23 protein-coding genes, 1 tRNA gene and 5 pseudogenes are annotated in these 25,230 nt (G+C 69.5%); 21 read left to right on the top strand and 8 right to left on the bottom strand.

Annotated features, from left to right (window positions below; translation table 11 throughout):
- The first annotated feature begins 23 nt into the window (after positions 1 to 23).
- Together AB8A24_RS07125 and AB8A24_RS07120 are read left to right on the top strand one after the other, a co-directional pair.
- On the top strand, positions 24 to 4,013 hold the full coding sequence (locus AB8A24_RS07125; protein WP_328959754.1) for a polymorphic toxin-type HINT domain-containing protein: 3,990 nt from the start codon (positions 24 to 26) through the stop codon (positions 4,011 to 4,013).
- A 3-nt stretch (positions 4,014 to 4,016) separates the two neighbouring features.
- Positions 4,017 to 4,430, top strand: a complete 414-nt coding sequence (locus AB8A24_RS07120) for a barstar family protein (protein WP_328959753.1) — start codon at positions 4,017 to 4,019, stop codon at positions 4,428 to 4,430.
- Between the two features lie 615 nt (positions 4,431 to 5,045).
- Here AB8A24_RS07120 and AB8A24_RS07115 read toward each other — a convergent pair.
- Positions 5,046 to 6,254 (bottom strand): annotated as a pseudogene (locus tag AB8A24_RS07115) (IS3 family transposase).
- Positions 6,255 to 6,328: 74 nt separating this feature from the next.
- On the opposite strand from AB8A24_RS07115, the gene AB8A24_RS07110 reads away from it, so the two are divergent.
- Complete coding sequence (locus AB8A24_RS07110) at positions 6,329 to 7,081, top strand: class I SAM-dependent methyltransferase (RefSeq protein ID WP_328959752.1); 753 nt, start codon at positions 6,329 to 6,331, stop codon at positions 7,079 to 7,081.
- A 129-nt stretch (positions 7,082 to 7,210) separates the two neighbouring features.
- Complete coding sequence (locus tag AB8A24_RS07105; RefSeq protein WP_328959751.1) at positions 7,211 to 7,966, top strand: hypothetical protein; 756 nt, start codon at positions 7,211 to 7,213, stop codon at positions 7,964 to 7,966.
- Between the two features lie 194 nt (positions 7,967 to 8,160).
- Here the strand turns inward: AB8A24_RS07105 and AB8A24_RS07100 are convergent.
- A tRNA-Gly gene (locus tag AB8A24_RS07100) sits at positions 8,161 to 8,280 on the bottom strand.
- A gap of 113 nt (positions 8,281 to 8,393) precedes the next feature.
- Here AB8A24_RS07100 and AB8A24_RS07095 point away from each other — a divergent pair.
- Positions 8,394 to 8,621, top strand: a pseudogene (locus tag AB8A24_RS07095) (Tn3 family transposase); the annotation flags it as partial.
- Positions 8,622 to 8,816: 195 nt separating this feature from the next.
- The gene (locus AB8A24_RS07090) at positions 8,817 to 9,365 is read left to right on the top strand and encodes a GNAT family N-acetyltransferase (RefSeq protein WP_369475196.1); all 549 of its coding nucleotides are present in this window, start codon (positions 8,817 to 8,819) and stop codon (positions 9,363 to 9,365) included.
- Positions 9,366 to 9,557: 192 nt separating this feature from the next.
- On the opposite strand, the gene AB8A24_RS07085 is transcribed toward AB8A24_RS07090, so the two are convergent.
- Positions 9,558 to 9,929 (bottom strand): cold-shock protein, encoded by a 372-nt coding sequence (locus AB8A24_RS07085; protein ID WP_369475150.1) that lies wholly within the window; start codon positions 9,927 to 9,929, stop codon positions 9,558 to 9,560.
- Between the two features lie 505 nt (positions 9,930 to 10,434).
- Here AB8A24_RS07085 and AB8A24_RS07080 point away from each other — a divergent pair.
- The 5 genes and pseudogenes from AB8A24_RS07080 to AB8A24_RS07060 form a co-directional block, all read left to right on the top strand.
- A pseudogene (locus AB8A24_RS07080) lies at positions 10,435 to 10,617 on the top strand (hypothetical protein); the annotation flags it as partial.
- 33 nt (positions 10,618 to 10,650) lie between these two features.
- Entirely contained in the window at positions 10,651 to 12,057 is a 1,407-nt protein-coding gene (locus AB8A24_RS07075; protein WP_369475149.1) for a transposase, read from the top strand.
- Positions 12,058 to 12,317: 260 nt separating this feature from the next.
- Entirely contained in the window at positions 12,318 to 12,626 is a 309-nt protein-coding gene (locus AB8A24_RS07070) for a hypothetical protein (protein ID WP_369475148.1), read from the top strand.
- 262 nt (positions 12,627 to 12,888) lie between these two features.
- Positions 12,889 to 13,998, top strand: a complete 1,110-nt coding sequence (locus AB8A24_RS07065) for an endonuclease/exonuclease/phosphatase family protein (protein ID WP_369475147.1) — start codon at positions 12,889 to 12,891, stop codon at positions 13,996 to 13,998.
- 235 nt (positions 13,999 to 14,233) lie between these two features.
- Positions 14,234 to 14,380, top strand: coding sequence for a hypothetical protein (locus AB8A24_RS07060; protein ID WP_328959746.1), 147 nt, complete (start codon positions 14,234 to 14,236; stop codon positions 14,378 to 14,380).
- A gap of 169 nt (positions 14,381 to 14,549) precedes the next feature.
- Here the strand turns inward: AB8A24_RS07060 and AB8A24_RS07055 are convergent, their stop codons facing one another.
- Positions 14,550 to 15,332, bottom strand: a complete 783-nt coding sequence (locus tag AB8A24_RS07055; RefSeq protein ID WP_328959745.1) for a PIG-L family deacetylase — start codon at positions 15,330 to 15,332, stop codon at positions 14,550 to 14,552.
- Positions 15,333 to 15,405: 73 nt separating this feature from the next.
- On the opposite strand from AB8A24_RS07055, the gene AB8A24_RS07050 reads away from it, so the two are divergent.
- A complete protein-coding gene (locus AB8A24_RS07050; protein ID WP_369475146.1) occupies positions 15,406 to 15,879 on the top strand; it encodes a hypothetical protein in 474 nt (157 codons plus the stop codon).
- Between the two features lie 87 nt (positions 15,880 to 15,966).
- Here the strand turns inward: AB8A24_RS07050 and AB8A24_RS07045 are convergent, their stop codons facing one another.
- From AB8A24_RS07045 to AB8A24_RS07035, 3 genes and pseudogenes are all read right to left on the bottom strand, one after another.
- The gene (locus tag AB8A24_RS07045; RefSeq protein ID WP_369475145.1) at positions 15,967 to 16,548 is read right to left on the bottom strand and encodes an HD family hydrolase; all 582 of its coding nucleotides are present in this window, start codon (positions 16,546 to 16,548) and stop codon (positions 15,967 to 15,969) included.
- 16 nt (positions 16,549 to 16,564) lie between these two features.
- Entirely contained in the window at positions 16,565 to 17,197 is a 633-nt protein-coding gene (locus AB8A24_RS07040; protein ID WP_328966152.1) for a hypothetical protein, read from the bottom strand.
- A gap of 309 nt (positions 17,198 to 17,506) precedes the next feature.
- Positions 17,507 to 17,644: pseudogene (locus AB8A24_RS07035) on the bottom strand (helix-turn-helix domain-containing protein); the annotation flags it as partial.
- Positions 17,645 to 17,850: 206 nt separating this feature from the next.
- Between AB8A24_RS07035 and AB8A24_RS07030 the strand changes: the two are divergent.
- The 7 genes from AB8A24_RS07030 to AB8A24_RS07000 all read left to right on the top strand — a co-directional run bounded on the left by AB8A24_RS07030 (position 17,851) and on the right by AB8A24_RS07000 (position 23,374).
- A complete protein-coding gene (locus AB8A24_RS07030) occupies positions 17,851 to 18,069 on the top strand; it encodes a hypothetical protein (RefSeq protein ID WP_328959743.1) in 219 nt (72 codons plus the stop codon).
- Positions 18,066 to 18,275: a hypothetical protein gene (locus AB8A24_RS07025; RefSeq protein WP_328959742.1), complete on the top strand. Its 210-nt coding sequence runs from the start codon at positions 18,066 to 18,068 to the stop codon at positions 18,273 to 18,275. The genes AB8A24_RS07030 and AB8A24_RS07025 overlap by 4 nt, the downstream gene beginning before the upstream one ends.
- A 45-nt stretch (positions 18,276 to 18,320) precedes the next feature.
- Positions 18,321 to 19,433: a hypothetical protein gene (locus AB8A24_RS07020; RefSeq protein ID WP_328959741.1), complete on the top strand. Its 1,113-nt coding sequence runs from the start codon at positions 18,321 to 18,323 to the stop codon at positions 19,431 to 19,433.
- Complete coding sequence (locus tag AB8A24_RS07015; protein ID WP_328959740.1) at positions 19,430 to 19,768, top strand: ASCH domain-containing protein; 339 nt, start codon at positions 19,430 to 19,432, stop codon at positions 19,766 to 19,768. Before AB8A24_RS07020 ends, AB8A24_RS07015 begins: the two co-directional genes overlap by 4 nt.
- A gap of 1,146 nt (positions 19,769 to 20,914) precedes the next feature.
- Complete coding sequence (locus AB8A24_RS07010; RefSeq protein WP_328959739.1) at positions 20,915 to 21,136, top strand: hypothetical protein; 222 nt, start codon at positions 20,915 to 20,917, stop codon at positions 21,134 to 21,136.
- A 35-nt stretch (positions 21,137 to 21,171) separates the two neighbouring features.
- Positions 21,172 to 21,561, top strand: a complete 390-nt coding sequence (locus AB8A24_RS07005; RefSeq protein WP_079403197.1) for a hypothetical protein — start codon at positions 21,172 to 21,174, stop codon at positions 21,559 to 21,561.
- A 562-nt stretch (positions 21,562 to 22,123) separates the two neighbouring features.
- A complete protein-coding gene (locus tag AB8A24_RS07000) occupies positions 22,124 to 23,374 on the top strand; it encodes an MFS transporter (RefSeq protein WP_369475144.1) in 1,251 nt (416 codons plus the stop codon).
- Between the two features lie 100 nt (positions 23,375 to 23,474).
- Here the strand turns inward: AB8A24_RS07000 and AB8A24_RS06995 are convergent.
- Positions 23,475 to 23,721: pseudogene (locus tag AB8A24_RS06995) on the bottom strand (hypothetical protein); the annotation flags it as partial.
- Positions 23,722 to 23,875: 154 nt separating this feature from the next.
- Between AB8A24_RS06995 and AB8A24_RS06990 the strand changes: the two are divergent.
- On the top strand, positions 23,876 to 24,325 hold the full coding sequence (locus AB8A24_RS06990) for a hypothetical protein (protein WP_369475143.1): 450 nt from the start codon (positions 23,876 to 23,878) through the stop codon (positions 24,323 to 24,325).
- Between the two features lie 17 nt (positions 24,326 to 24,342).
- Complete coding sequence (locus tag AB8A24_RS06985; protein ID WP_369475142.1) at positions 24,343 to 24,927, top strand: hypothetical protein; 585 nt, start codon at positions 24,343 to 24,345, stop codon at positions 24,925 to 24,927.
- Positions 24,928 to 25,230: the final 303 nt, after the last annotated feature.

Below are 25,230 nucleotides of genomic sequence, written 5' to 3'. Positions count from 1 at the left end.
CGGGATGGGGAAACGGATACGCCATGGCCAGACGGGCCGGCCGCGTTCTGCTCCCACTCACCATGCTCGCCGGACTGGTCTCTGCGGCGCCCGCCGCCGCGGACGAACCAGCCACACCTCCGCTGTCCGACCGTCAACGAGTGGTCAACAGTTGGAAGGCAGGAGGCCCGGCCGTCAAGGCGGCCGCCGGATCTGCCCTCGTCGGCACCGATGAGCAGCTCCGCGCGTACCTGGCCCAGGGCCAGAAGATCGCCGACGACCTCGACCTCCGTGAAGCCGCGCTCAAGCTGGTCACCGAAGCCGGTCCGGGCGTGAGCGAGGCGGCCCGCAAGGCGCTCGACGGGACGCCCGAGCAGCTGGCCGCCTTCATGAAGGACGGCTGGAAGGCACCGCTCGCCGACGACCAGCGCCTCGAGGCCGCCCGCATCACCGAAGGCGGAGGCCTCAGCACCCGCGAAGCCGGCGACAAGGCCATGGCGGGCAGCCTTGAGGACATCAAGGCATTCCTGACGGAGGGCCAGTACAAGCAACGTGACGACGATGCCCGCCTTCGTGTCGCGCAGATCGAGGCCGACGGAGGGCCGGCCACCAAACGTGCCGCCGGCGACGCTCTGAGCGGCTCGATCGACGATGTCCGCGACTTCCTGACCTATGGGCAGCACATCACCCGCGCCCAGGACCAGGAACACGCCACCATCACCGACCTGGCTCAGCAGACCAAGAACGCCCAGGCCGCAGCCGAGAAGGCCCGTAAGAGCGCGGAGGAACAGGCACAGAAGGCCAAGACATCCGCAGCCCTCGCCAAGCAGGAGACCGCCAAGGCGGCCGCGGAGACCAAGGCCGCCAAGGGCGACGCTCGGCGCGCAGCGGACGCCGCACGCCGAGCGGCCGAGTCCGCCCGCCGCGCCGCTTCGGCAGCCCGTACGGCGGTCGCGGCCGCCCGCGCCGCAAATGCAGCCGCCCAAGCGGCGGCTACGGCGGCCCACAACGCCTCCACCGCAGCCCTGTACGCCTCCCAGGCCGCCGACGGTGCCTGGGCAGCCGCGAACTCGGGCAAGGTCCACGAGGACATAGCCGCCGCGGCTGACCGTGCCGCCGCCGACGCGATGAAGATCGCGGACTCCGCCGACGCCATGCGCGAGACGCTGAGGCAGTCCAACGCAGCGCTGGAAGCGGCGCTTTCGGCGATCAACGACATGACCGCCTCCGCCGGCCAGGCGGACGACGCCGACAAGTGGGCCCGAGAATCCGGCGTGCACTACGGCGAAGCCAAGGCCGCCGCCAACTCCGCCCGTCGCCACGCCGCCGAGGCCAAGCGCGCCTCCGAGCAGGCCCGTGCGCACGCCAACGCCGCAGCGACCGCCGCCCAGGAGTCGGCCACGGCCGCCCGTTCGGCCGCGGCCCACGCCCGGAACGCTGCCACTGCCGCCCGCAAGGCCGCAGAACACGCCGGCGACGCCCAGGCCGCTGCCGACAAGGCCAAGGCGAACGCCGCCGAAGCCCTCGCCGCCGCCCAGAGGTCCGGTGAGGCCGTCAAGCAGATCGAGTCCGTCCAGGACAAGGCCCGCGCCCGCGAGGCCGAGGAAGTCAAGGCCCGCACCGCCACCCAGGTGAACGAGGCCGCCGATGCCAAGGAGCTCTACGACCTGGCCAAGGCGGAAATGAACCGGCTGCTGCAGGAGCGGAACAAGCTCGAGGGCGACTTCGCCCAGCTGGCCATCCAGGCCGAACAGCCCGGAGCCAACCGCACGCAGATCGCCGCCACCGGCCGCAAGATGGCCCTCACCGCCCTTCAGGTCCACGGCCCTTGGTCCCGATCGGCCGCAGAAGCCGCCCTCGCTGGCGACGACGCAGCCGTCATCGCCTACGCCACCGACGGCTGGAAGAAGGCGACCGAGCAGGACGAACGCCAGCAGGTCAACCAGATCGCGCTGACAGGCGGCTACAAGGACCTTCGCGCCGCCGCCGCCACCGCCCTCACGGGCGATGCCGCGCAGGTGCGCGCCTTCCTGGCCACCGGTCAGTACCAGGCCGCAGCCCCCGACCGCCGAGTCGAGGTCGCCCGCATCGAAGAAGCCGGTGGCACGGTGGTGAAGGAGGCAGCCTCGGCGGCACTGGACAATGCCAATCCCAAGGCCCTGAACGACTTCCTTGAGGCCGGCCAGCACCGGGCACGCCTGGAGGACGATCGCGTCGCCGCCGCGCGCCTGGCCGAGGGTGGGACCCCCGAGGTCAAGGCCGCCGCCGAAACGGCGCTGGCCAGCCCCGACACCCAGCTCCGCACCTTCGTCGAATCCGGCCAGCACCGCGCCAAGCGACGTGACCAGCTCAACACGGCCCACATCGCCCAGATCAAGGCGATCACAGCCGCGGCCCACGAAGCCTCCTCCCGCGCCTACGAAGACGCGTTCAAGGCCGCCCAAGCCGCATCGGACGCGCAGAAGGACGCCAACGCAGCCAGGGAACACGCCGAACAGGCCACCAAATACGCCAACGAGGCCAGCGGCTACGCCACCCAGGCCAAGCAGTCCGCCGACAACGCCCGCAAATCCTCCAACGAAGCCGCAGCCTCCGCGGCCACCGCACGCAACGCAGAAGTCCAAGCCGCACGCAGCGCGGCGAGCGCCGAGCAATCGGCCGCCTCGGCCTACGCGAGCTCCCTGGCAGCCGCGGACTACGCCGCGAGCGCCTTCAAAGCCGCCGAAGCCGCCAAGACCTCCGCGATCAACGCGGGCATGAGCAATGAGGCCGCGCAGATCAAGCATGCGCAGACCGTCCAGCGCTTCATGATCGACGAATACAACAGGGAGGTCCAGAAGCGGCAGGCCGAAGAGGCTGCGGCCAAGAAGCGCAACCTCATCAAGATCGGTACCGGCGTAATCACCTTCCTCACGACCGGCATGCTCCCACCGGACATGCCGCTCGGCGTGCGGCTCGACCTGCTCCACGGCACGCTCGACATCCTCGGAATGATTCCGGGCGTCGGTGAGATCGCCGACGGTGCGAACTGTGCCATCTATGCGGTGGAAGGCACCGTGCAGTACTTCCACCCCATCGGCCGCGAAGGTGCCTGGCTCGACGCCGGCCTCGCCTGCGCCTCGATGGTCCCCTTCGCCGGCTGGGGAACCACCCCGCTGAAGTGGGCCCGCTACGGCGAGAAGTACGGCCCGGACGCCAAGAAGCTCTTCGACGACCTCTCCGAGGTCTTCCGCAAGGCGCCGCCCGTGTGCCCGGTCGGCCGGAACAGCTTCCCTGCCGGTACTCCTGTCCTGATGGGTGACGGATCCGCACGGCCCATTGAAAAGATCCGTGTCGGCGACTTCGTCCAAGCCGCAGACCCGGAAACAGGAACGTCCGGACCTCGTCGTGTCGAAGCCACCATCTACACGCCGGACGACCGCGACTTCACCGACATCACCCTGGCGGGGAAGAAGGCGGCATCCGTCACCGCGACGGCCCACCACCCGTTCTGGTCCCAGAACACGCGGACCTGGACCGATGCAGCCGATCTCAAGGCCGGCGACACCCTGCTCACCGCTCAGGGCGCGACCGCGAAGATCGGGTCGGTGCGTCACTGGAGGACCCTGCAGCCCGCCTACAACCTGACCGTTGACGATCTGCACACCTATTACGTGCTCGCGGGCCGGACTCCTGTCCTGGTACACAACACGGGTGGCCCTGTTCCCTGTCCGCAGGTTCCCTGGATAACCAGCAGGCTGCCCGCAGCAGAAGAAGCCGCACTCAACGACACGCTGGCGCACATTACTGCCAATACGGTGCCCACCGGACCGACAAGCATCAAGTGGGGGACGAAATTCAACAACCGTGACGTCGACCTCCCCGGTGGTGTGGGTGAACACTCTCCCTACCTGGAGTATCGTGTTGCACCGCCTGCCGGAACCTCGGGGCCGGGCCCACTGCGAGTGGTCCGTAACCAGTTCACTGGTGAGACGTACTACACGTGGACTCATTATGGTGACAGCGGCAAGCCCGCCTTCGTACGGGTTCGGTGAGACATGGAATACGAATCGGGTGTGACCTTCGTCGGCGAGGAAGAGGTCAGTCGCCTCCTGACTGACGCCCCGCTCGAAAGACTGTGTCTTCTACGGTTGAGGACCAATGGATCGGGCGACCGCGAGGCGATCTTCGAGGCCTTTCGCCGGGATCTGCCCATGGATCCGCCTGTGCAGACTGCACGCAGTTGGGAAGCGCTCTCCGATTCCCTGTTCGGTGGCCTTCTCAGCCTGGCATCCACCCGAGTCGTCATCCTCTGGGAGGATGCTGCCCAGCATGAATCCCTTCGTGCGGGCGCTACAGCTGAAGCGCTGTCCATCTTGACAGAGGTGGCAGAACTCCTGGGTAGTCCCCAAGTAACCAGTGGAAATACAAAACTGGTCGCGGTGCTGATCCCGGTCGGTGTCGAGCACTAGCCGTTTCGGACCGCTTTGCAGGCCCGAGTAGATCTGCCAACCGCGAGGTCCCCCTTTCCCGGCCAGCCGGGGGAGGGGGACCTTCTCGTTCGACCTGGGGGCCGCCGAGCGGTAATGGACACGTGCGGTTCGATTGGATCAGCACGGGCCGACGTAGGGGCGTGCCGGCGTTACGGCCCCGTCGGCTGTCTTCCTGCGCCAAGATCGGAGAGACGCCCATGCGTAACTCCGCCACCGCCCAGCTCGTCGGCAGCCACAACGGGCCTTCGGTGATCGGTAGCGCGAGGTGGACGTTCAGGCCGCGCTCCTGATCCTCGGCGGCGGCAAGTTGCCGCGGGTCGGCCGGTCACGGTCCGCAGCGTGGTGGACCGTTTCGTGAGGGGGTGATCACACACTGTGGGGAGGATCTGAAGCGCAACAACGTGCCGGGGCGGTCCGCCGGACGATCGGCAGGGGGTGGAAGGCGGGGCGGTCGGGCACGCGGGCATCAAGGCCCGATGACCGTCAGACAGCGCGGACACGCCGTCAAGATCGCTGATGGGCCATGCCGGAACCGAAGGCCAGGAGCCGTGTTCACGGACACGAAGGGGCCTTGACCCCGGATGTTGAACACGTCTATGCGGCTTGGGCCAGGGTAGTTGCTGTTGGTCGGAGGTCGTTTTCGTAGGCGATCGGGGACCGCCGGCCGAGGCGGGAGTGCCTGCGTCGGGTGTTGTATCGGGTCAGCCAGCGGAACGCGTCGAGCCTGGCCTCGCGCTCGCTCGACCAGGCCTTCCGGCCTTTGAGCGTCTCCCTCTTGAAGGCGGCGTTGAAGCTTTCCGCGGCGGCATTGTCCGCGCTGGAGCCGACCGCGCCCATGCTCTGCCTGACCCCTGCTGACCTGCAGATTTCAGCGAAGGCCCTGCTCGTGTATTGCGATCCGTGGTCGGTGTGCATCACCGCTCCGGCCAGGCTCCCGCGGGTCCGTTCGGCGGCCGCCAGGGCATCGGTGACGAGCTCGGTTCGCATGTGATCTGCGATCGCCCATCCGGCCAGGCGGCGGGAGGCGAGGTCGATGACGGTCGCGAGATAGAGCGGCTTCGCGCCGCTGACCGGCAGGTAGGTGATGTCGCCGACGTATCTCGTGTTCACCTTGGATGCGGTGAAGTCACGGCCGATCAGATCCGGCGCCTTCGCCACGGCCTGGTCCGCGGCGGTGGTCCGGTGCCGGCGGCGCAGGCGGACTCCCTCGAGTCCGATGGACCGCATGATCCTGGCGACGCGCTTGTGGTTGACCGTCGGGCCGCCTTTGTCACGGAGTCGGCGGTGATTCGGGGGCTCCGTAGGTGCCGTCGGAGTCTTGGTGGGCCTTGCGTATCCGGGCTGCGAGCCCGGCCTCGGCGGTCTGCCGAGCGATCCGCGCGGCCGCGGTGCGGCGCCAGTAGTAGAAACTCGAGCGGGAGAGGCCGAGGATGTCGCAGAGCCGCTTCACGCCGTGACGGCGCTGGTGATCTTCAACGAACTGGCAGCGGTTCACCAGCGCGTCTCCGTCGCGAAATACCGGGCTGCCTTGCGGAGGATGTCGCTCTCTTCCTCGAGCTCGCGGATCCTCTTTCGGGCTGCGGCGAGCTCCGCCTGAACGTCGTCACCGCCATCCCGGGCAGCGGCCGGCGCTGAGGAGTGGGCGCCCGGGCGGCGCCCGTCGGCAGCCCGAATCCAGTTCCGCAGCGTCTCGGTGTTCACCCCGAGATCGGCTGCGACGGACTTGATCGTCGCCCCGGGCCTCGACCGGTACAGCGCGACCGCGTCCGCCTTGAACTCGGCGGGGTAGTGCTTCATCCCCACGGGGACTCCGTTCTCCTGGACCATCAAGATCCAAGTCTCTCCGGTGTCCAAAACCCGGGGTCAGGGCCCGCAGCGTGCCTACCCCCGAAGACCATGCCCAGCCCGCACTCGCGGCCCGGGTGAACGACTACGACAGTTTCGCCGAGGCGTACTCGGCCCTGAGCGAGACCAGTCTCCTGAACGCCTACTACGAGCGGCCGGCGATGCTGTCCCTCGCCGGGGACGTGGTCGGCCGCCGGATCCTTGACGCCGGCTGCGGCTCCGGCCCCCTGTTCGGTGCCCTACGCGATCGGGGTGCCCTCGTCACCGGCCTTGACTCCAGCGCCGAAATGGTGGAGCTGGCACGGCGGCGGCTGGGCGGCGACGCGGCCCTGCATGTGGCCGACCTGGGTGACCCGCTGCCGTTCGCCGACGGTGCGTTCGATGACGTCCTCGCCTCGCCGGTGCTGCACTACCTGGAGGACTGGGGGCCGACGCTGGCCGAGATGCGGCGAGTGCTCAGGCCCGGCGGTCGACTGATCGCGTCGGTGCAGCATCCTTTCGTGGACTACGCCATCCAGGACCCCCGGCCCGACTATCACGCGACCACCAGCTACACCCAGGAATGGACCGACCTGGTGGGGCAGAACGCCCGGATGAGTTTCTGGCGCAGGCCGCTGCACGCGATGACTGACGCCTTCTCTGCCACCGGTTTCCGTCTGACCGTCATCAGCGAGCCCCAGCCCGATCCGGCCGCCCGCGAGCTCTACCCCAGCGACTTCCAACGCTTCTCGACGACGATGTGCTACCTGTTCTTCGTTCTCGAGGTGCCCCCGGTGGCTACGTAGGTCGCCGGCAAGAGCGATTGTCGGTGGCTTTCAGGAACAGCTGGTCATGGGGCGTTGCGCAATGTTGGCGAGAAGCGGAAACGCCTCCCCGGAGGGAAGGCTGTCGGTGGCGGCCGGCAGTCTGGGCTTGTGTGGATCGATGGATACGAGAGCGACCCGCTGACCGCGGGGGAGGGCTTGCTGTCGCTGCCCGGGTTCTGGCCCGCCTACCTGCTGTGGCTGTGCCAGACCGGGGACAACGAGCCGGAGCCGGGGTGGTTCGGCGCTGACGAGGCCGACACGGACGCGGCCTACGAGGCCCTGAGCGATGAGCAGCGGTGGCCGGTCTTCCGGATCCCGTTCGGCGCCGGCCACACCGCGGTCGTCGTCGGCCGTAACCTCGCTGACGACGCGGGAACCGAGTACTTCATCTCCCACCCCGAGTGGGACCGGCCCGGGTACCTGGCCACCATCGACGGGCACTATGCGGGCCCGGGACTTTCTTGGCGCGAGCTCGCGCACATCGCCGCCACACCGGACCGGGACGCCACCGGCGTCCACGCGCCGGGCGTCCGCCTGCTGCTCCTGCTGCCCGCGCTCGGCGACGTCGACCTGCCCTCCGAGGCGACCGGGCTGGTCGCGGACGCGCTGGTCGAGGTGGGCGTCGCCGACGACGAGGCTCCCGGGCCGGCTCGGGCGCTACTGGAGAACCACCCCCTGTGGGAGCCCGTCGAGTGGGCGCTTCCCGGCGTCTCCCCGCTCTCGGGAGGCGAGGACCCGTTCCCGGGCATCCTGTACTGCGACGATCCTCACAGCCCGCGGTCCGGCACTCGCCTTGCCCAGGGAATCACCCGTGACCAGAGCGACCGACTGGCCCGCGCTCTCGGCACATGGCCCACCGCGTGACCGAGCCGGCGACCACAGACGTCCACCATCCAGTACTGCGGCGCTCTCAGAACCCGACAGCACGGTTCCAGCCGCTGACCGACTGCTCTCGGCTCTGACCAACACACGTTGCTGACTCTCGGGTTCTGGCGCAACGTCTGCGGACCTGGCGCGAGGCGGCAGGTCCGTGCGCTGTGCTACGTCCGGGTCGGCTGCGGTGCCGACGGGATTTGAACCCGCGAGACAGATGGGAGCAGGTCCGCCCCGTCTCCGTCAGTCGCCGTGGGAGGGACCTCGCCCACGGCGATCGCAATGGACCGCTCTGCCACGGCACCGCAACCTGCGGAAATGCGCGCACTCCCGCTCTGACCAAGCGTAGGGACACCGGCCTCTGCGGACGAACCTTTATCCGGTTGTCAGGAACCGCTGCCACGGATCCACAGAAGTTGTGCCAGAGCCGGCTCTCGGCGACAAAGCCACCCCCGGTTACCGGGTGGCGAGGACCTGCGGTCGGCTCAGGGGCCGCGCGCTCGCCCTGCACCTGCTGCAGGCCACCCTGGTGCACGTCAACACCCTGCTGCTGCAGGAGGTGCCGGCCGAACCGAAGTGGACCGGCAGGCTCACCGACGCCGACCGGCGGGCGCTGTCCCCGCTGTTCTGGACCCGCGTCAACCCCTACGGTCGGTTCGAACTCGACATGACCAACCGGCTCGACCTGGCCCAGGTGACCATTCCGGGGCAACGTGCATCGCGCGACGGGCGCGCAGAGGCGACCAGAAGCGCCGGGGCGGGGCAGGTCTACGGGGGGCCTCCGTACGCGCGTATGCCGCCCGGCAGCGCCGCTGAGGCGCCTGACGATAGGTTTACCGCTATGAATGATCTTGGAACCATCACCTGGCCACCTGCCCCGATCAGGACCGAGCGGCTTCTGCTCCGCGAGTCCGACGCCCGGGACCGTGCGGCGCTCATCGAGCTGTTCGCCTCGCCGGAGGTGGGTACCTACGTCGGCGGCGCTCGTGCGCGCGACGAGGTCGAGCGCACGATGCCCGAGGTGCCCGGGCAGCGTTTCGGCTTCTTCGTGGTCGAGCACGACGGAACAGCGATCGGCATGATCACGCTCGATCGGCGCGACCCGGAGCGCAGGGGGCACATTCGTCCGGAAGGCGGCGAGCCCGAGCTCGGCTACATGTTCCTGCCGCAGGCATGGGGACGCGGGTACGCCGCCGAGGCGAGCGCGGCGGCGCTCGACTGGTTCGCCGACGCGCATCCCGGCGAGCCGGTGGTGCTCTCCACCCAGACCGCCAACGAGGCCTCGATGCGCGTCGCGGCGAAGCTGGGGTTCACCGAGGTGGAGCGCTTCGAGGACTACGGTGCGGAGCAGTGGCTCGGCGTGTGGTTCCCGGGCACGCCGTCCAGCTGAGCTCTCGCTCGGCAGCGCGGATCCACGAGGGCGCCGATCGATCGCCGGCCTGGGCGCGCCACCGGGCATCCTGGAACACGTCGGAGGGCAAGAGCATGCGGATGAGCCGCCGGCAGCGGCTGACCACGAGGATGGTCAGGGCCTGGTCGCGGCCGCCGAGGCGCAGTTGCCTCACGGCGCCCCACGGCGGCGTCACGGTCGTCCCGCTGTTTCCTGGATGTCCTGTGCCCGCAGATCACGGCACGGCCCCGGGCAGGTGCCCGGACCGCGTTCGCGCTGGAGGACCTCTGGGACGTGTGACACCGCTGGCCAGGGGCGGAAGACTCCCTTGTGCAGGGTCACCGTGTGCGATGGGTCGGGGGTCTGGGTCTCGGTGCGGATCGGACGGTGGATGTTGTCGGCCCGTAGTCCCGCGCTGTCGAGGGTGACGTCGAAGAGGACTTCCTCGCCCGGGCGGAGGCGGCCATCCGTTCCATGGATGGCCGAGGCTTCCGCCTGGACGTCCGGTCCGGCGCCCTTCTGGCTGATGAGACCGATGCCTCGGTCAGGGTCGAACCACTTCACGACACCGCAGGGCGACACGCTTCCCCTTTCCGCTCGGATCGGATTCGGAAGTCGCCACTGTCCGCTCGGATCCTCACCGCTGGGGAGGGCTTGAGCAGGGGCGTGAAGCAGCGGAGCCCGGCGTGACGGCAGCCTGCGGGCGCCTGTGGCGAACAACGCGCCGCAGCGGCGCACTCTCGCCGACAACGCCGCTTCGGCCCGGTCGTCCTCTGGGGGCGAGCCGGGCGTGCCGGGCCTGGCCGATGCTCTCGCCGTCCCTCAGCCGTCACCGATCAGACGCGACCGGGGCATTCCGGATCCTGGAGATGACCAGGTGCCCGGCACCGGCTTGCGTCGGGCGGCGGAGTGGAGCAGGTCTCCGACCCCGTGAGCCCCCTTGCCGCCGGAACGCGGGCGCCGTGACCTGACCCCCGGAGCGTGCATTGCCCTCGCCCTTCGGAAGCCCCGGGGTCGGCCGGGCCGCGTCGGCGTTCGCCACGACGCGGCCTGAGGGCGTTCCGCCCGCCTGCGAGACGGGCAGCAAGCCGCGGGCGGACTGGCCCTGTCCGTCCGCTACGCCGACCGCAGCACCAGCACCCGCCGCCGCACCCTCGCCGAAGCCACCGCCCGAACCCGGCCGATAGCCACCACCGCCTACGAGCTCTACGACCTACTCGCCCTCCAGCGCGCCCGCGTCCGCGCCATCAGCCTGCGCGCACACGAGAGCAGCCGGTGCCCGGCGGTGACGTTCGCCGAACAGATCGAGGGGTTGACCAGGCTGTATGCCCGGCAGACGCAGGTGCTGCGGTCGATGCTCGCCTCGATCGCTCTGTGCTTGGCGGGCCGTCCCGGAGCCCGCCTGGCTACGGCCCTCGGGATCCGCATCGCCAAGGACGCCCTGCTGGACCTGCTCCGCTCGGTTCCGCAGCCACCCGCTGGCGCCGTCAGATTCCTGGGAGTGGACGACTTCGCTCTGCGCAAGGGCGACTCCTACGCGACGATCCTGGTTGATCTGGAAGCCCGCCGCCCGGTCGACGTCCTGCCCGGCCGGGACGCCGAGCCACTGGCCGCATGGCTTCGCCGCCACCCGGAAGTAGAGGTGATCTGCCGGGACCGGGCCGGCGCCTACGCGGAAGGGGCCCGAAACGGCGCCCCGCAGGCGATGCAGGTCGCCGACGCCTGGCATCTGTGGCGGAACGTCGCGGATGCGGTGGAAAGAACCGTCGGCTCTCACCACGGCTGCATCCAGGCCGCGTTCGCCGCGACCCCGGTCGCCGCGGAGGCTCCCGCCAGGGACCTGGTCACGCCGGAGCCGTCCAGGCTGGCGGCCGTGCCGTTCGTCCCGCCGGACGGCACGCTCGACGTCAACGGCCAACCCCGGCGCCTGGTGGCCCGCACGACAGAGAGATACGCGGCGCTCCAGGCGCTGCTGGCCGAGGGAAGGTCCCTGACGGCGATCGGCCGGACACTGCGGCTGGACCACTCCACCGTCCGCCGCTTCGCCCGCGCCGCCAGCCTCGATGAACTCCTGGCCAAAGCCACCGGACGACTGTCCCTGCTGGACGAGCACAAGACCTACCTCCATGCCCGCTGGCTGGAGGGCTGTCACGACATTCCCCAGCTTCACCGGGAACTGCGCGAGCGCGGATTTACCGGGAGCGTCCAGTGCCTCCGCTGCTACTTCCGCGCCTTCAGACCTCCCCGCCAGCCAGGACGGAGGCAGCAACCGGTGTCCCGGCCGCGGCCCAGGTCGGCCCCGAAGCCCCGACGCGTCGTCCGCTGGATCATGACGCACCCCCAACACCTCGCGGCCGCCGACGCCGCGGAACTGAAGGAGATCCGTACGGCCTGCCCTCACCTCGACGCCGCGGCCCGGCACGTCCACGACTTCGCCGAGATGCTCCACCACCTTCACGGAGACCAACTTCCCGGCTGGATGGAGCGAGTCCTTGCTGACGACCTCCCAGCCCTCCACTCGCTGGTCAGCGGCCTGCGACGCGACCTCGACGCCGTCACCGCAGGTCTCTCCACACCATGGAGCTCCGGCCAGGTCGAGGGCCACGTCACCCGCGTCAAGCTCATCAAGCGCATGGCCTACGGCCGAGCCAACCTCGACCTCCTGCGCCAACGCGTACTCCTGGGCCCATGACCCTGCGACAGCGACCTCCCACTGTGAGATCGTCTGAGCCTGCCGTCTATTCTGAACGCGTTCAGACGGGCGGATGTGGGGGTGGGATAGGGATGAGCACTTCAGTGAGATGGTGGTCGGCTCTGGTCGCTACGTTGGCGTGGGCCTGCGTTGCTTGCGCCGATGCGGGTGGAGACGCGGCTCGCGTTGATCAGTCGGCGCTTGCGGGCGAGTGGAGTAGTCCAGGCGGCGCTCTTCTGCATTTGCGGGCGGACCGCGGTATGACGGGGGAAAACCTGACCGGTGCAATGTTGGGAGGCACATCGTGCCCGGACGCTGCAACCGGACGCTGGAGCTTCTTCAGCTCGCCGAACGACGCGGGTTCCTCCTTCGCTGACGATGCGCTCACCAGCGGCGACACCGTCTCCCTGCGCATCGACGATCCGAAGGACTCCTGTCTTTTGTCGGCTCTGGTCCGGCGGGACGAGCGAGGACTCAATCTCTGCCTGGTAGAAGACCCTGATTCCGACTGTTCCGCCGAAGAACTTCTCCGTCTTGAGTCAGTGCCGGCAGAACGGGCTGCGATGTGACTCGCCGCCCCTGCCCTTGAAGGAGCACCACAAGATCCCCGACAGAGTCCGTATGTCCCCAGCCAGAAGTTCACGCGTTTCCCCAGGGGGATCCCGGAGTCGGCTCCGTCGGCACCAGCCGCTCCGTGGGAGCCTCGCCGCCCTTCCTTGTGACGCGCTTCGGCTGCCCGGCCTACACCTGGATCGCCGCCTCCCCGAGAACACCATAGGTTCCGGCGAGAATGCAGGCAGTTGTCCGGTTTTAACCGAAAGGGCTGCCCGCATGACTCGTCGCTGGTTCACATCCGCCCTGTGCGCGCTCGCACTCCTGGCGCCGGGTTCGCTCGGCGCGGCTTCGGCCGCCGAGGGCCGGGGGACCACCCCTTTGCGGGTCATGACCCGCAACCTTTACCTGGGCGCCGACCTCGCGCCCGTCCTCGCCGCGACCAGCCCGCAGGGGCTCGTCGCGGCGGTGACCGCGGTGTGGGCGAATGTCCAGGCGACGAACTTCCCCGAGCGCGCCGGGGCGCTGGCCGACGAGATCGCCGAGGCCGACCCTCACCTCGTGGGCCTCCAGGAAGCCGTTCTGTGGCGCAGCCAGACGCCCGCCGGGCCGGGCAGCGCCACCCACGTGGAGTACGACTTCCTGCAGATCCTTCTCGACGAGCTCTCCGCCCGGGGCAAGCACTACAAGGCCGTGGCCAGCGTCACCGTCGGCAGCGACTTCGAGGCCCCGCGTTCCACGCCCAGCGGCCTGCAGGACATCCGCCTTACCGACCGCGACGTACTGCTGGCCCGCACCGACCTGCCCGCACACAAGTTCTCCGTGGCGAACGCGCAGGCCGCCCGGTTCCAGAACCACGTGCCCATCTGCCGGCCGGTGCTGGGCTGCCCGCCCAACCCGCCCCTGCGGATCGAGCGCGGCTGGGCAGCGGCCGACGCCACGCTACGAGGCCGCACCACCCGGGTGGTGACCACGCATCTCGAGCCCGCCGCCCCCGCCGTCCAGGAAGCACAGACCGATGAACTGCTCGCGGGCCCGCTGAACACCACGCTCCCCACCGTGCTGATCGGCGACCTCAACTCGGCGGCCGGTGGAGTCGGCGCGACACCAGGGACGAACACCCAGAGCTACAGCCGCCTCCTGGCCGCCGGATTCACCGACGCCTGGATCGCCACCCGCCACCGCAACCCCGGCTTCACCTGCTGCCAGGCCCCCGACCTGCGCAACCCCACCTCCAACCTCACCCAGCGCATCGACTACGTACTCTTCCGCGGCAAGGCCACCGCACTGTCGACCAACCAGGTGGGCTACGCCCAGACCGACCGAACCCCGTCAGGACTGTGGCCCTCCGACCACGCCGGCGTCAGCGGTGTGCTCCGGCTGCGTTGAGTGACCCTCACGCAGGAGTAGGACCTTTCGGAAGGGGGCACCTCCAACGCCCCCAGGCGGAGGCTCCGCCACAGGGGCCCCCGCCTGGGGAATTACGTGGCGGTGGCCAGGGCTGCGTACCAGGCGGACCGGGCGCCCGCGCCGGCGCTGGTTCCATCACACGGAAGCCGTGCCGTGCCCGGGCGGCTTCGAGGACTCCCCAGTCCACGACCTCAGGGTCGCCGGGGACCTCCTGGTGCGCGATGTCGAGCAGCCAGGCCAGATCGACCTGCAGGTGCCCGTGCCGCGGGCTCAGGCCGAAGTGGCCGCTGGGGTTGGCTGGGCAGCCGAAGCGGTGGGCAAAGCCCTCTGCGTGCTGGCCGATGGCCTAACCCAGCTCTGACTGCCAGCACCCCAGCTTTGCAGCAGCGCGGCCAAGTCCCGGGCGGATCGCCGTCGCGTCGTAGGGAAGCAGCATCGCACGGACGACCGCGGCAGCCAGGGCAGCAGGCGCGTTGGCGGGGAGTACCTCTGGTGCACCGGCTTTTGATCAGAGGTGCCCCGGTGGCGTGTCACACGGTGAGCTGTTGTTGCCCAACGGGCCCAGGTGCGGCGTCGAGACGGGTGTAGAACTCCGTCGCGATGATCGACTTCCGTGCCGGGTCTGACAGGCGGGTCAGGATCCCGGGGAGGGACCGTTGCCGTGCCGCTTCACTGCGGTGGGCCAAGATCGCGGCCATTTTCTGCTCCGACCAAGTGGTTACGTCGACCGTCGCGGTGACGTGCTCGTCCGGCACGCTCAGCACCTTCTTCCCCACCGCTGTGAGGAGCGCGCCGAGCGTGTCCACTCCAGAGTGCGGGTGCGTGGCCGCGTACAGAGCTGCGGGCTGCCAGGGTGTGCCTGCCTGCGGGTAGCGGTGTTCGAGGCCTGCGGCATGGAAGGCGATGACGGTGGCCTGGTGCGTGCGGACATGATCAGGGTGACCGGTCAGCTGCCCGTAGGCGTCGTGGGTGATGACGACTTGCGGCCTCACGGCACGGATGTGCTCGACGATCCCTTCCACCACCTCGTCCAGCGGGGCGTCGCACAGCCGCGGCCGGCCGGGCGCGGACTCGGGGCTTCGGTCGTCGGCGAGGCCGAGCATGCGTGGTTTTCCCGCCCCCAGGATGGCCAGGGCTTCGGCGAGTTCGTCGGCCCGGCGGCTGTCGGGGGCCCAGGTGGCGGTGACCACGGCGGTCACCGCGCCTGCTGCCGCGTGCTGCGCGAGAACGCCGCCGGCCAGGAGGGATTCGTCGTCCGGGTGTCCGAAGACTCCCAGAAGAGACGGTGGGGATGAAGAACGGGTTGGTGTCACAGCAGGTGGTGCCTTCCTTGAGGTCGTGGTGGGAGAAGCGTGGGAGGTGGGATCGCCTCTCTATGCGTGGCCGATGTCCATGCGCCTGGAAGCCGGCGGGCGCGTGGTCAATGAGGAGCGTCGGATCCCATGCCGTCAGGCATTGCGCGCTGGGTACGAACAGCGGTTGGCCTGGCGTGTCCAGGGGCCGGACGCGCCAGGACCCGAGGGCTTGCTCACGCTGTCGCGGCTGGCCGGAGCAGCGGGCGACCAAGACGGGCACGGTCACCCGGACGACGTCGCCGACACGGTCTACTGCTTCGCGAATTTCGGGGGAAATGTGTTGTACCTCTACCGCCGGCGTGACCGGAGCGGGATACCCGAAGTCCCTGCCTTCGCCTTCCGCGACCCCGGCGGCGCCTGGACGATCTCGGCCCGCTGTCCGTTCTGCCTGAACCAGCACCTTCACGGCGCCAGACACGGCCCCGCCCCCAGCTTCCCGGCCGACAAGGTTCGGTGCGGCGGACGCACCTATTCCCTCATGCCGATGGAACCCACAGGATCCTGAACGTCGCCGTAGTACACCTCCACCAACACGAAAGCCCCGTCCCGGCCAGGAGCCGGTCAGTGGAGCCTTCGTCGGTTCCGACCCTGGCTACTGCCCCAGGAAGGTCTTCCGCCATTCCAGCGGCGACATGGTCAGCGCGGCCTCCGCGAGGGCCTGCGCAGACGCCGTCTTGAGGCTGTTCAACGAGGTGTCGATCCAGTCCTGCACCAGGCTGTAGCCCTGGGCTCGGTACTCCACGGCCTGCACCAGACATTCGAGCTTGTCGGCGTCCTTCGCCACGATCGCTTCGGGGGTGTCACCGCTCTCGTACTCGCCCACCACGCGCTGCACGCCGGCCTTGACTGCCGGATGGGCGGCAGAAACCTGGTCCGCGGTGACGGTCTCGTTCGAGGCCGCGTCGATGTACCGCCGTCCGATGTGCGGGATGTCCCCGATCCGCGTCTCCTGGGTGTCGTGGAACAGGCACATCAGCGCCACCTTCGCGGGGTCGACGCCTTCCATCATGGCCAGCACGGCGCCGACGATGCCGACGCGGAACGAGTGCTCGGCGATCGACTCCGGGTTGTTGTTCCCGGTGAACCACCAGCCGGTCCGCTTCGCGTTCTTGAGCACGCCCATCTCGAAGAGGAATCCAGCTGTGCCCTGGACGTTCGCCGTCTCGTCTGCCATCTGCTGACCTCCGGTTTCAGGTTCGATCACGAAGAACGTAATGCACGCCGGTGAGTTCACGCCGGGATCTTTCGGAGATGCCGCCCCAGTCCAGCAGTCGCTCGGTACGCTCCGCCAGGTCCCGCACCAGCAGGCCGGACGCCTGCGGGAGCCAGGGGTGGGCCGTCAGCAGGGCCCACATCGTGTGAGCGTAGAGGTCGACGTATCCCGGGGCGTGATGGAGTCCGTACGTCAACCCCCGCAGCAGGGTGACGGGGTCCCAGCCCGTGAGCTGCCGGTCCCGCATGAACATGTCGTCGGACTGCGGTAGCGGAGTACCTCCCAGCCAGTAGGCCCAGTAGTTCAGGTTCGCGGCCTCGCCCGCGTCGTCGTCCACCATGGCCCGCTCGATGAAGTCGAGCAGCGGCACCGGGTCTCCCAGCCGCGCGAGGGCGGTCGCCGTTGAACGCGCTTCGGCCCACTGCGGTGTCCATCCCCTCCGGGCCAGCAGACCGCGCCGGTCATGCAGCGCCTGTGCCGTCCAGGCCACCGCCTCGGGGCTCTTGTCGTAGGAGGTCAGGTACAGGGCCTGCCGGTGCAGGAGCACGCCCTGGGGGTCGGTCCGAGGGGCCGCCTCCGTCGTGGTGCGCAGCCGCTCGAAGAAGGCCAACCGATCCGGAGCATGAAGGAGCGGAGATGCTGCTGCTGGCCCTCGACGGCGCGGGGAGGGGATACCTGCAAGAGAGGGCGGCCGGGTCCCGGTGAGTGCCCACGCAAGCATGTGCGCGGTGTCCCGGGTGTGTACCCACTCTGCCAGAGGGTGCGACCCCTCGGCGGGCTGGAGCGTAGCTGCAATGATCCGGTCCGCGTCCATCGCCGCGTCCAACAGGGCAACGATCGTCGCGTCCGCACCGAGCCCAGCCAGCCTCCGCCGCAGCCCGAGCAGAGCCACCGCCCTCATATTCGCGACCGGCCGCCGGCCCGACTCCCAGCCCTGGACCGTGGCCAGGTCCACGCCCAAGGCTTCAGCCAGCCCCGCCTGAGTGAGCGGCACCGACTCCCGCGCTGTGCGCAGCACAAAGCCCGCGATCGTGCCGGTGATTGGTCTCGTGGCCATCGCGCGCTCCCCGGTGCGGCCCCCTGCCGTAACACGTACCCGCAGTCAGTCCTACCGCACGCAGCGCGACCGTACGTTCATCTCGCGGGATCGACCAGCCCCCTTATGCGGGAGCGAGGTTGACGCCGCACCACCCCGGCAGCGGGGGCGTAGTCGTCCTCCCCGGTCCCTGCATCCCGCTGCACCGCCTCGGAGAGGAGCGCTCGATGCCTGGCCCCGAACTCCCCAACCGCCCCCGGGCCCTACAGCTCGAAGACCAGCCCGCCGAACGCATCCCCTGGGACGCCTTCGCGGTCGAAGCCGACACCGCCGAGACATACGGCCAGCCCTCCCTGGCCCTCATGGCGCGAGCGGAACGGGGCTGGCAGAAGCTCGGCGCGCTGCACGCCCGCGTCGTTCCTGCCGGCGAGGACGGTACGCAGTGAGCAGGCGCCCCTCCTGGCTGTACGAAGGCGCCCGGATCTTCGACCCCGCCAGGGACCGGGAAGGGGTCGTGCAGTTCATCGGCGAGTGGGAGGACCCCGCGACCCGCCGTGTCATCCCCGAGGCGGTCTTCATCAGGCCGGAAGGGGGCGGGGTCGAATGGGTCATCGCCGACCACCAGGCCCTCCGCCAGGCCGACGCCCGCTGACCCCCGCACAGCACCGCATGGACCACCGACCCCGAGGGAGAAGCCGTGTCCGCCCATCCCGCGTCGCCGAACACCGTCCTCGCCAACGCACTGACCTATGCCGAGGACGTCCTCACCCCGCGCATCCGCGCGCAGGCCCCCGAGCGCGTCGTCTTCACCGTGGGCACCCAGATCAACGGCGCCCCGCACATCGGAACCTCCCTGGTCCAGTCCCTCGCGTTCGCCGCAGCGGCACGCGTCCGCGACCGCTTCGACCTTCCCGTCAGCATCGTCTTCGGCGCCCTCGACAACGCCCCGCACGAAATTGCGACGGACCCGACCAGCGGCCACCGCTACCAGCGCGCCTACGCCCAGGCCCTCGGCGAGGACGAGATCCGGGGCCAGGTGGAGAAGGTGTACGGCACCCTGTTCGAGGCTCTCTCCGCGCTCACCGGAATCGGGTACGAGATCAACACGTACTCCGAGCAGCAGCGCACCGAGACGTACCGGCGGACGTGGCTGCGCATCCTGTCCCGGCTGGACGCGGCCCGCTGGTGGCTGGCCCCCTCGACGGGCATGCCGCACGTCCGCGTCCCCTGCCTGGAGCCGGGCTGCGGCTGGGCGGAGAAGTACGCCGAGCGGACCCGCGTCGTCATCGAGGGCCAGGACTGCGCCCAGGTCTACGCCCACTGCCTCCACCACGGCCCGTACAGCGGGATCGTTGCCCCCAGCGCTGGCTCTTACCTCGACCTCGCCACGCTCTACCGGAACCTGGTGAAGGAACTCTCCGCGGCAGGTGACCCGGACACGCTGCCCGTCATGGTCAAGGGCGGCGATTGGGTGTTCGGCTCCCACCTGGTCGACGGCGCCCTCCAGGCCCTCGGCTTCCCCCTGGCCCAGCCTCCCGCCCGGCTGTTCTGCCCGCAGATCGTCACCGACACCGGTGCCAAGCTCTCCAAGTCCCTGATCCGCGAGGGAGGCGCGGCGCTGCCCGAGGGCGCGGAACCGTGGATGCTTGACACGCGGCAGTGGCCGGGCTCGTTGACCGAGTACGCCGAGAACCTGCTGACACTCGCAGAGATCCTCTTCGCTGACCCCCGCCACTTCTTCCGCTCGTACTCGGCCGCCGAGATCGGCCGCATGATGACGACCACGACAGGGAGCCGTACCCCCGCATGAGCACCACCCACCACCTCAACCTCTACCGCCAGTACTTCGAGCTGGTGGCCTCCGGCACCAAGACGATCGAGGTCCGGGTGAAGTACCCACACTTGGAGAACCTCGCGGCCGGCGACCGGATCGAGTTCCGCATCAGAGACACCGACGAGCGGTGCGCGGTCGCAGTGCTCCGCGTCGCCGAGTACCCCACCTTCGAGGCCCTCCTGGACGGCGAAGGCCCGGAGAAGGTCAACCCCTCCGCCAGCCGGGAACAGCAGCTCACCAACATCCGCGCCATCTACGGCCCCGAGAAGGAAGCCCTGGGCGCCCTGGCGATCGAGGTCGAGCTGATCTGACGCCCCACAGGCCCCCCGCCCCGCACTCCTACGGCCCCGGGGCGGCTGCACCCCTTGCACCACTCGAACCGATCGAGAGGAGCACCATCGCATGACCGTCATGATCGAGAACCCGAGCCCGGCCACCGTCGGCCACGCGGTCGAGAAGAGACTGGTCGTGGGCGTGTCCACACCCGCATACGAGTGATGGGAGACCTACGACCGGTGCGGTGAGTGGCCGACGCAAGATCACTGGGGTGTTCTGGTGGCGCCTCGGGCACCCCAGGAGGGTGGCTGCGGCTCACCGCCCCTCGCCCCCGGACTTGCCGTCACACCGCCAGCCCGGGTCGAGGAGAGCGGAGCCCGTGCGAAGCGACTCCTCTGCCCGCAGAACTGGCGGAGATCCGCGCGGTGCGCCCGGATCTCCGTGCTGCCATCTCCTGAACGTGGGCCGAGTCAGGCTGTCGTCGAGTGCCTTCTGGTGCAGTCCGGTACCCCACACTCGACGTCCGGTGGCTTCGAGGCCGAGCTGGTCGGCGGCGGGCTTCTGGGCGGCCGGCATGCGGTCGAAGGTGGCAGGGGCGGGGTCCCCGAACATGGCGGTCCTGCCTGGGGTGGGAGAGGCAGAGTCCGCTCGGAGCAGTGAGGCCAGCTTCAAGAGCGTCTGAGGGCTGCCTACCGTGCTGGCGGCCTCACCCTTCTTCCAGTTCCTTCGCCGTCTCCAGCAGTTGGGCGTACCTAGGCGAAGAGCCTGCGGCCTTGCTCAGGATCCGCGAACGAATGCCAGAGGCGTTCGCGATCTCGGAGGTCCCCAAAGCTCCCCGGGGTCCAACACCCTGTCCAACATGAGCTCGACCGAGGCATCCAGGAGCGCGGCTTCAGCCTGATCCGCCGCCAGTCGGGCCCGCTCGGCGATTGCCCGCAGCTCCTTCAGTCGCTCCAGAGCACAGGCCTGCTTCGCCTGTGCTTCCGGGCCCACACTCGGGCGCACCATGTTCTCCTCGCCACCACTGCCGGGTTCTCGCATTCATCGAACTCTGCGCCCATTCGCGCGAGGGCGGGGCCCGAACGTCCAGAAAAGTGGGTGTGCGCGGCTACCGGCCTTCCGGCCGGGGCAGTGCCGGCCCTGTGATGCGGCGGGTCAGGCGCCGGGGTGGCTGGTGACGTGTGGGTGCGGGTCAGGTCAGGCCGATCGGCCTCCCGGACGACGAACCGGAGAGCTTCCTCCACCACCTGCGCTTCCGGTACGACGAGAACGACCGCGACGACCTCTGCCGACTGCTGATGCTCGCCACCACCGCCCGGTGTGCCAGCGCCTCCACCTGGACAGTGGTCGTAGCCGGCCCGGCTCCCGCCTCGGATACCGTGTTCCTCTACGGGGTGCCATAACGGATGTGACGCCCCCCATCGGAGGTAGTCAGCGTATGAGTTCAAAGCGCAGCAAGAATCCAGCCCTGCCCGTACTTGACGACGCATTCCGACTCGCGTCGGTCAAGGACGCCGAAGAGTCCACCCGTGACTTGGCCGCGCGGCTGGCCACCACCGAGCTGCGCCGCGTTTCCCACCCGGGCCGGGTCACCTGGGAACCCACCGATCAGGCCGAGCCCGTACCGGTCCCGCCGACTGTGGTCGACGGTGACGGGGACCTGTGGCTGCGGGACCGGGGCACTGGCACCTGGACCATGCCCGAGTTCAACCCGAAGGAGTTCCCGGCCCGCTGTGGCGAGGTTCTGACGTGGAACCAGCTTGCCCGCGAGTTCGGCCCTCTTACCGCACTGGCCGACGACCGCCGCATCGGCGGCGGCCGGCGCTGACCGCGCAGCCTTCTGGGATGACGGCGCCCCTGAAGCGCCCGCTACGGGTAGCTGGGAGCTCCAGCTCACCGCCGAGCTCGACGATGGCGGCGAGCAGGTGAGCGTGGTGGTGGCGTGCGACGGCCTCGAGCAGCGTGGTGCGGGCCTGGCGCCACCGGATGTCCTCGGTGCGGCCGGCGTCGGTGGACCAGCCGGGTAGCGGTCGGCCTTCAGTTGCCGTGGTGAGGGCTTCGGTGCCCGCGCGGCGGGCCTGGCGCCGAGCCTGGGTGCCACCCCTCCCCATATGCCCACCGCGCTCGCGGCATTGCTTGTGGGAGCCGTGTGGGTGACGGCCTGGACCATCGCCGCGGTCTCCGCCACGCGCAGCAGCCGCGGGCGGTGCCCCGCCGACGCCAATCTGTGAGGTTCAGAGTCACCAGTCGGCGCAACAGGGTTGCAGCGACCCATCGTTTGACGACAGAACCTTCAGGGGTCGAGCGCTCCTCGTCCGTGTGGCGCAACCAGAGCACGCGATCTTGGTGCGACTGCTGCTGGATCAGCGGCCGCTGTTAGCCTGCCGTCCATGATCAAGGACGGCTTGGCAGGCCGAATAGGCCGGATGGCGGGGGACAGCGGGCCCGAACGCGTGCTGATCGCCGCCAGTTTCGTCAACCGAGTCGGCAATGGTCTGTTCAACGCGGCGTCGGCGCTCTATTTCACCTTGGTCGTGGGCCTGCCCGCGGTGCAGGTCGGCGCCGCGCTCACCATCGCCGGAGTGATCGGCCTGTGCGCGGGGATACCAGGCGGGCAACTCGCCGACCGGCGAGGGGCACGCATGATCATGATGTTGGCTCTCGTGATCCAGGCGGTGTCCATGGCGGCCCTCGTCCTCGTCGAGAGCTGGGCCGCGCTCACGCTCATTGCGACGGTCGACCAGATCGCCGCGGCGGCTGGTGGGGCGGCGTGGGGCGCGCTGGTGGTCCGGGTGGGGGGTGAGCGCCCGGCCCTGTTCCGTGCCAGGCTGCGCACGTTCGTCAACCTGGGCGTCGTCCTGGGAACGGTGGGTGCGGGGCTGGCGCTGGCCGCGGGCACCCGCGGCGCCTACGTCACGCTGATCCTCGGCAACGCGGCGAGCTTCGCCCTGCGCGCGGTGCTGCTGCTTCTGCTGCCCCGCTATCCGGTACTGGCAGCGCCGTCGCAGCAGCGGCGCTGGCTCGTCTTCGCGGATCGTCCCTTCCTGGCATTCACCGCCCTCTACGGGGCCATGGGACTGCAGTACCCGGTGGTCTCGCTGCTCCTGCCGATCTGGATCTCCGAGTACACCGAAGCGCCGCGCTGGACGGTGGCAGCGCTGTTCGCCGTCAACTCCCTCTTCTGTGTGCTGATGCAGACCAGGATCGGCTCGCGTATCGAAACCCCACACGACGGCGGCCGGGCGTTTCGCACGGCGGGGCTGCTCTTCCTCGTCAGCTGCCCGATTATGGCGCTGGCGGCGTACACCCCGGTCTGGGCCGCGGCAGGGCTGGTCCTGTCCGCGATCTTCGTCCACAGCCTGGGAGAGGTCTGGGAGTCATCGGCGGGCTTCGCCCTGGGCTTCGGTCTGGCCCCCGACCACGCCCAGGGCCAGTACCAAGGTGTCCTCGGTCTCGGCTTCAGCGCGGGCCAGGCTCTCGCCCCCGCGATCCTCACCACGGTGGTGCTCGGACTCGGCACAGCAGGCTGGCTGCTGCTGGCGTTGTTCTTCGCGGCACTGGGCGCTGTCGGCCCATCTCTTGCCCGATGGGGCATGCGGACCCGGCCGCAGCCAGGCGTTGCCGCGGAAGTGACGGGATGACCAGCGCCGGGCGCGTGGATCCGGGTCGGAGCCCTCCGCCTCCGGCCCGCCGACACTGGCCGCCGGTCGGCGCGGCGTCGACTCCGTGCAGGCGCGAGAGCTACAGGTGGGCCAGGTGCTCGCGTACGGGCTCGGCGAGCTCGGCGTAGAAGTCGATGCGGTCTTGGGCCTGAAGGATCTGGGCGCAGACGGTGAGCAGGCCGGTGCGGGCCTCGGGCCGGTCCAGGACGGGGGGCCAGCTCGGTCCGGATACGGGCGGCCGTGTCGGGGGTGAGCAGGGCGTACACGTACAGGGCGGCCGCGTCGTATCCGTAGGGGGCGCGGCCCCATCCTTCCCAGTCGAGGATGCGGCTTTCCTCCCGGTGAGCCGTCTCTCCCCCCGCCTCGACCACGCAGTGGATCGACGAAGAACTCGTCCGGGCGGGGTGGCGAGCCGTGGTCCGGGCCTGACAGGCATAACGCCGATCACAACCGATAGCACGCACCAAGAAGGGGAAGGCCATGAACGACAGCACGCTGCAGAGCGCTGGCGAGGCTCAACAGGGCTGGGTCTACAGCGCGGGGAGCTGGTTCATCACCGAGGATCCGGTGATGAACCAGCCCGGAGCCGATAGCGATCTCACTGCGGGCATCAAGGCTGCGGGTTATGAGACGTGGACCGGGGTTGGGAAGGAGTACACGATGCCGCTGATCCTGACCGTCTATTCGCGGCTGCGTGAACCCTGCTACCTGTTCGACCTCGAGGGCGCGGTCCACTCCGAATGGGTCTACGCGAAGACGCTGCCCGACGCCTTGGCCTTGCTCAACCAGCTGGCTCCGACGCTTCAGGCGCTGGCCGTCACAGACCAGATCGCTCGGGCCGAGCCCAAGACCATGTCGGTCCTCGCGGACCTTCTCGACACCCTCCACGGGCGCAGCCGGGACACCGCAGGCCGCATCGTCGAACGCTGACAGGAAGGAACGTCCACGTGAGCCAGCATGCCATCTCGTACGTACACAGCAGGAACATCGCAGACGAGACAGCCCGGCGGGTGTTCCTGGCCGTGGCCGAGCAGAGCCAGGGGGAGGGCGACATCCTCGGCCTAAACCTGTGGGACGCCGACATCCCCGTGCTCGCCCAGCGGGCCGGCCTCGACGCGGACGAGTTCCGCCGCCAGCTGCGCACGCTTAAGCAGCACGTGCGGATGGACGTCCTCGAGCACTCCGACGGCCTGTGGGAGATCGTCTACGGGCCGACGTACACCCAGCCGCCCCGGCCCCGGCCGGTGACCCCGAACGCGCTCCGGGCCGGTCCGCAGGCGTTCTGGATGCCGGGCTGGGACCACTACAGCACCTGGGGCTACGACGAAGGACTGGCCTGCCTGTACGCCCAGCTCTTCGCCAACCAGGACGACCCCGATGCCGCACCCCGCATCTGGATCACCCCGCCGAGGTACCAGGTCCGTACCGTCGACGAACTCGCGGCCGCCATCGCCGAGGCTCTCACCCCGCACACGCCTGTGCCGGTGCCGGCCGAAGTCATCAAGTCCTGGCTGACCACCCCACCACGCTGAGCGGACCCAGGAGTCTTGCCGTCGGCATGCGCGGGCGCCAGAGCCCCCGCCGCGAGCACTATCCCACGGGTGAGCCGGAAGTCGGCCTACCAGTGGCATCAGTTATGGCGGGACGGCGGGGTCGCAGCTCTGGCCTCGCGTGGCCCGAGTGGATCACGATGCCGGCTGTCGCCGTACTGCCTCGAAAAGCTGGCAGGATTCCTGGAGCAGGGTCCGGCGGCGCACGGCTGGGTGGAGGACCAGGTGTGGACCGTATCTGAAGGCCGATCTGACAGAAAGTGCCTTTTCCGCTTCCCGGCGGGG

This window comes from Streptomyces sp. BF23-19, from assembly GCF_041106355.1.
Lineage (GTDB): Bacteria > Actinomycetota > Actinomycetes > Streptomycetales > Streptomycetaceae > Streptomyces > Streptomyces virginiae_A.
This window is presented reverse-complemented; position numbering and strand designations above follow the sequence as displayed.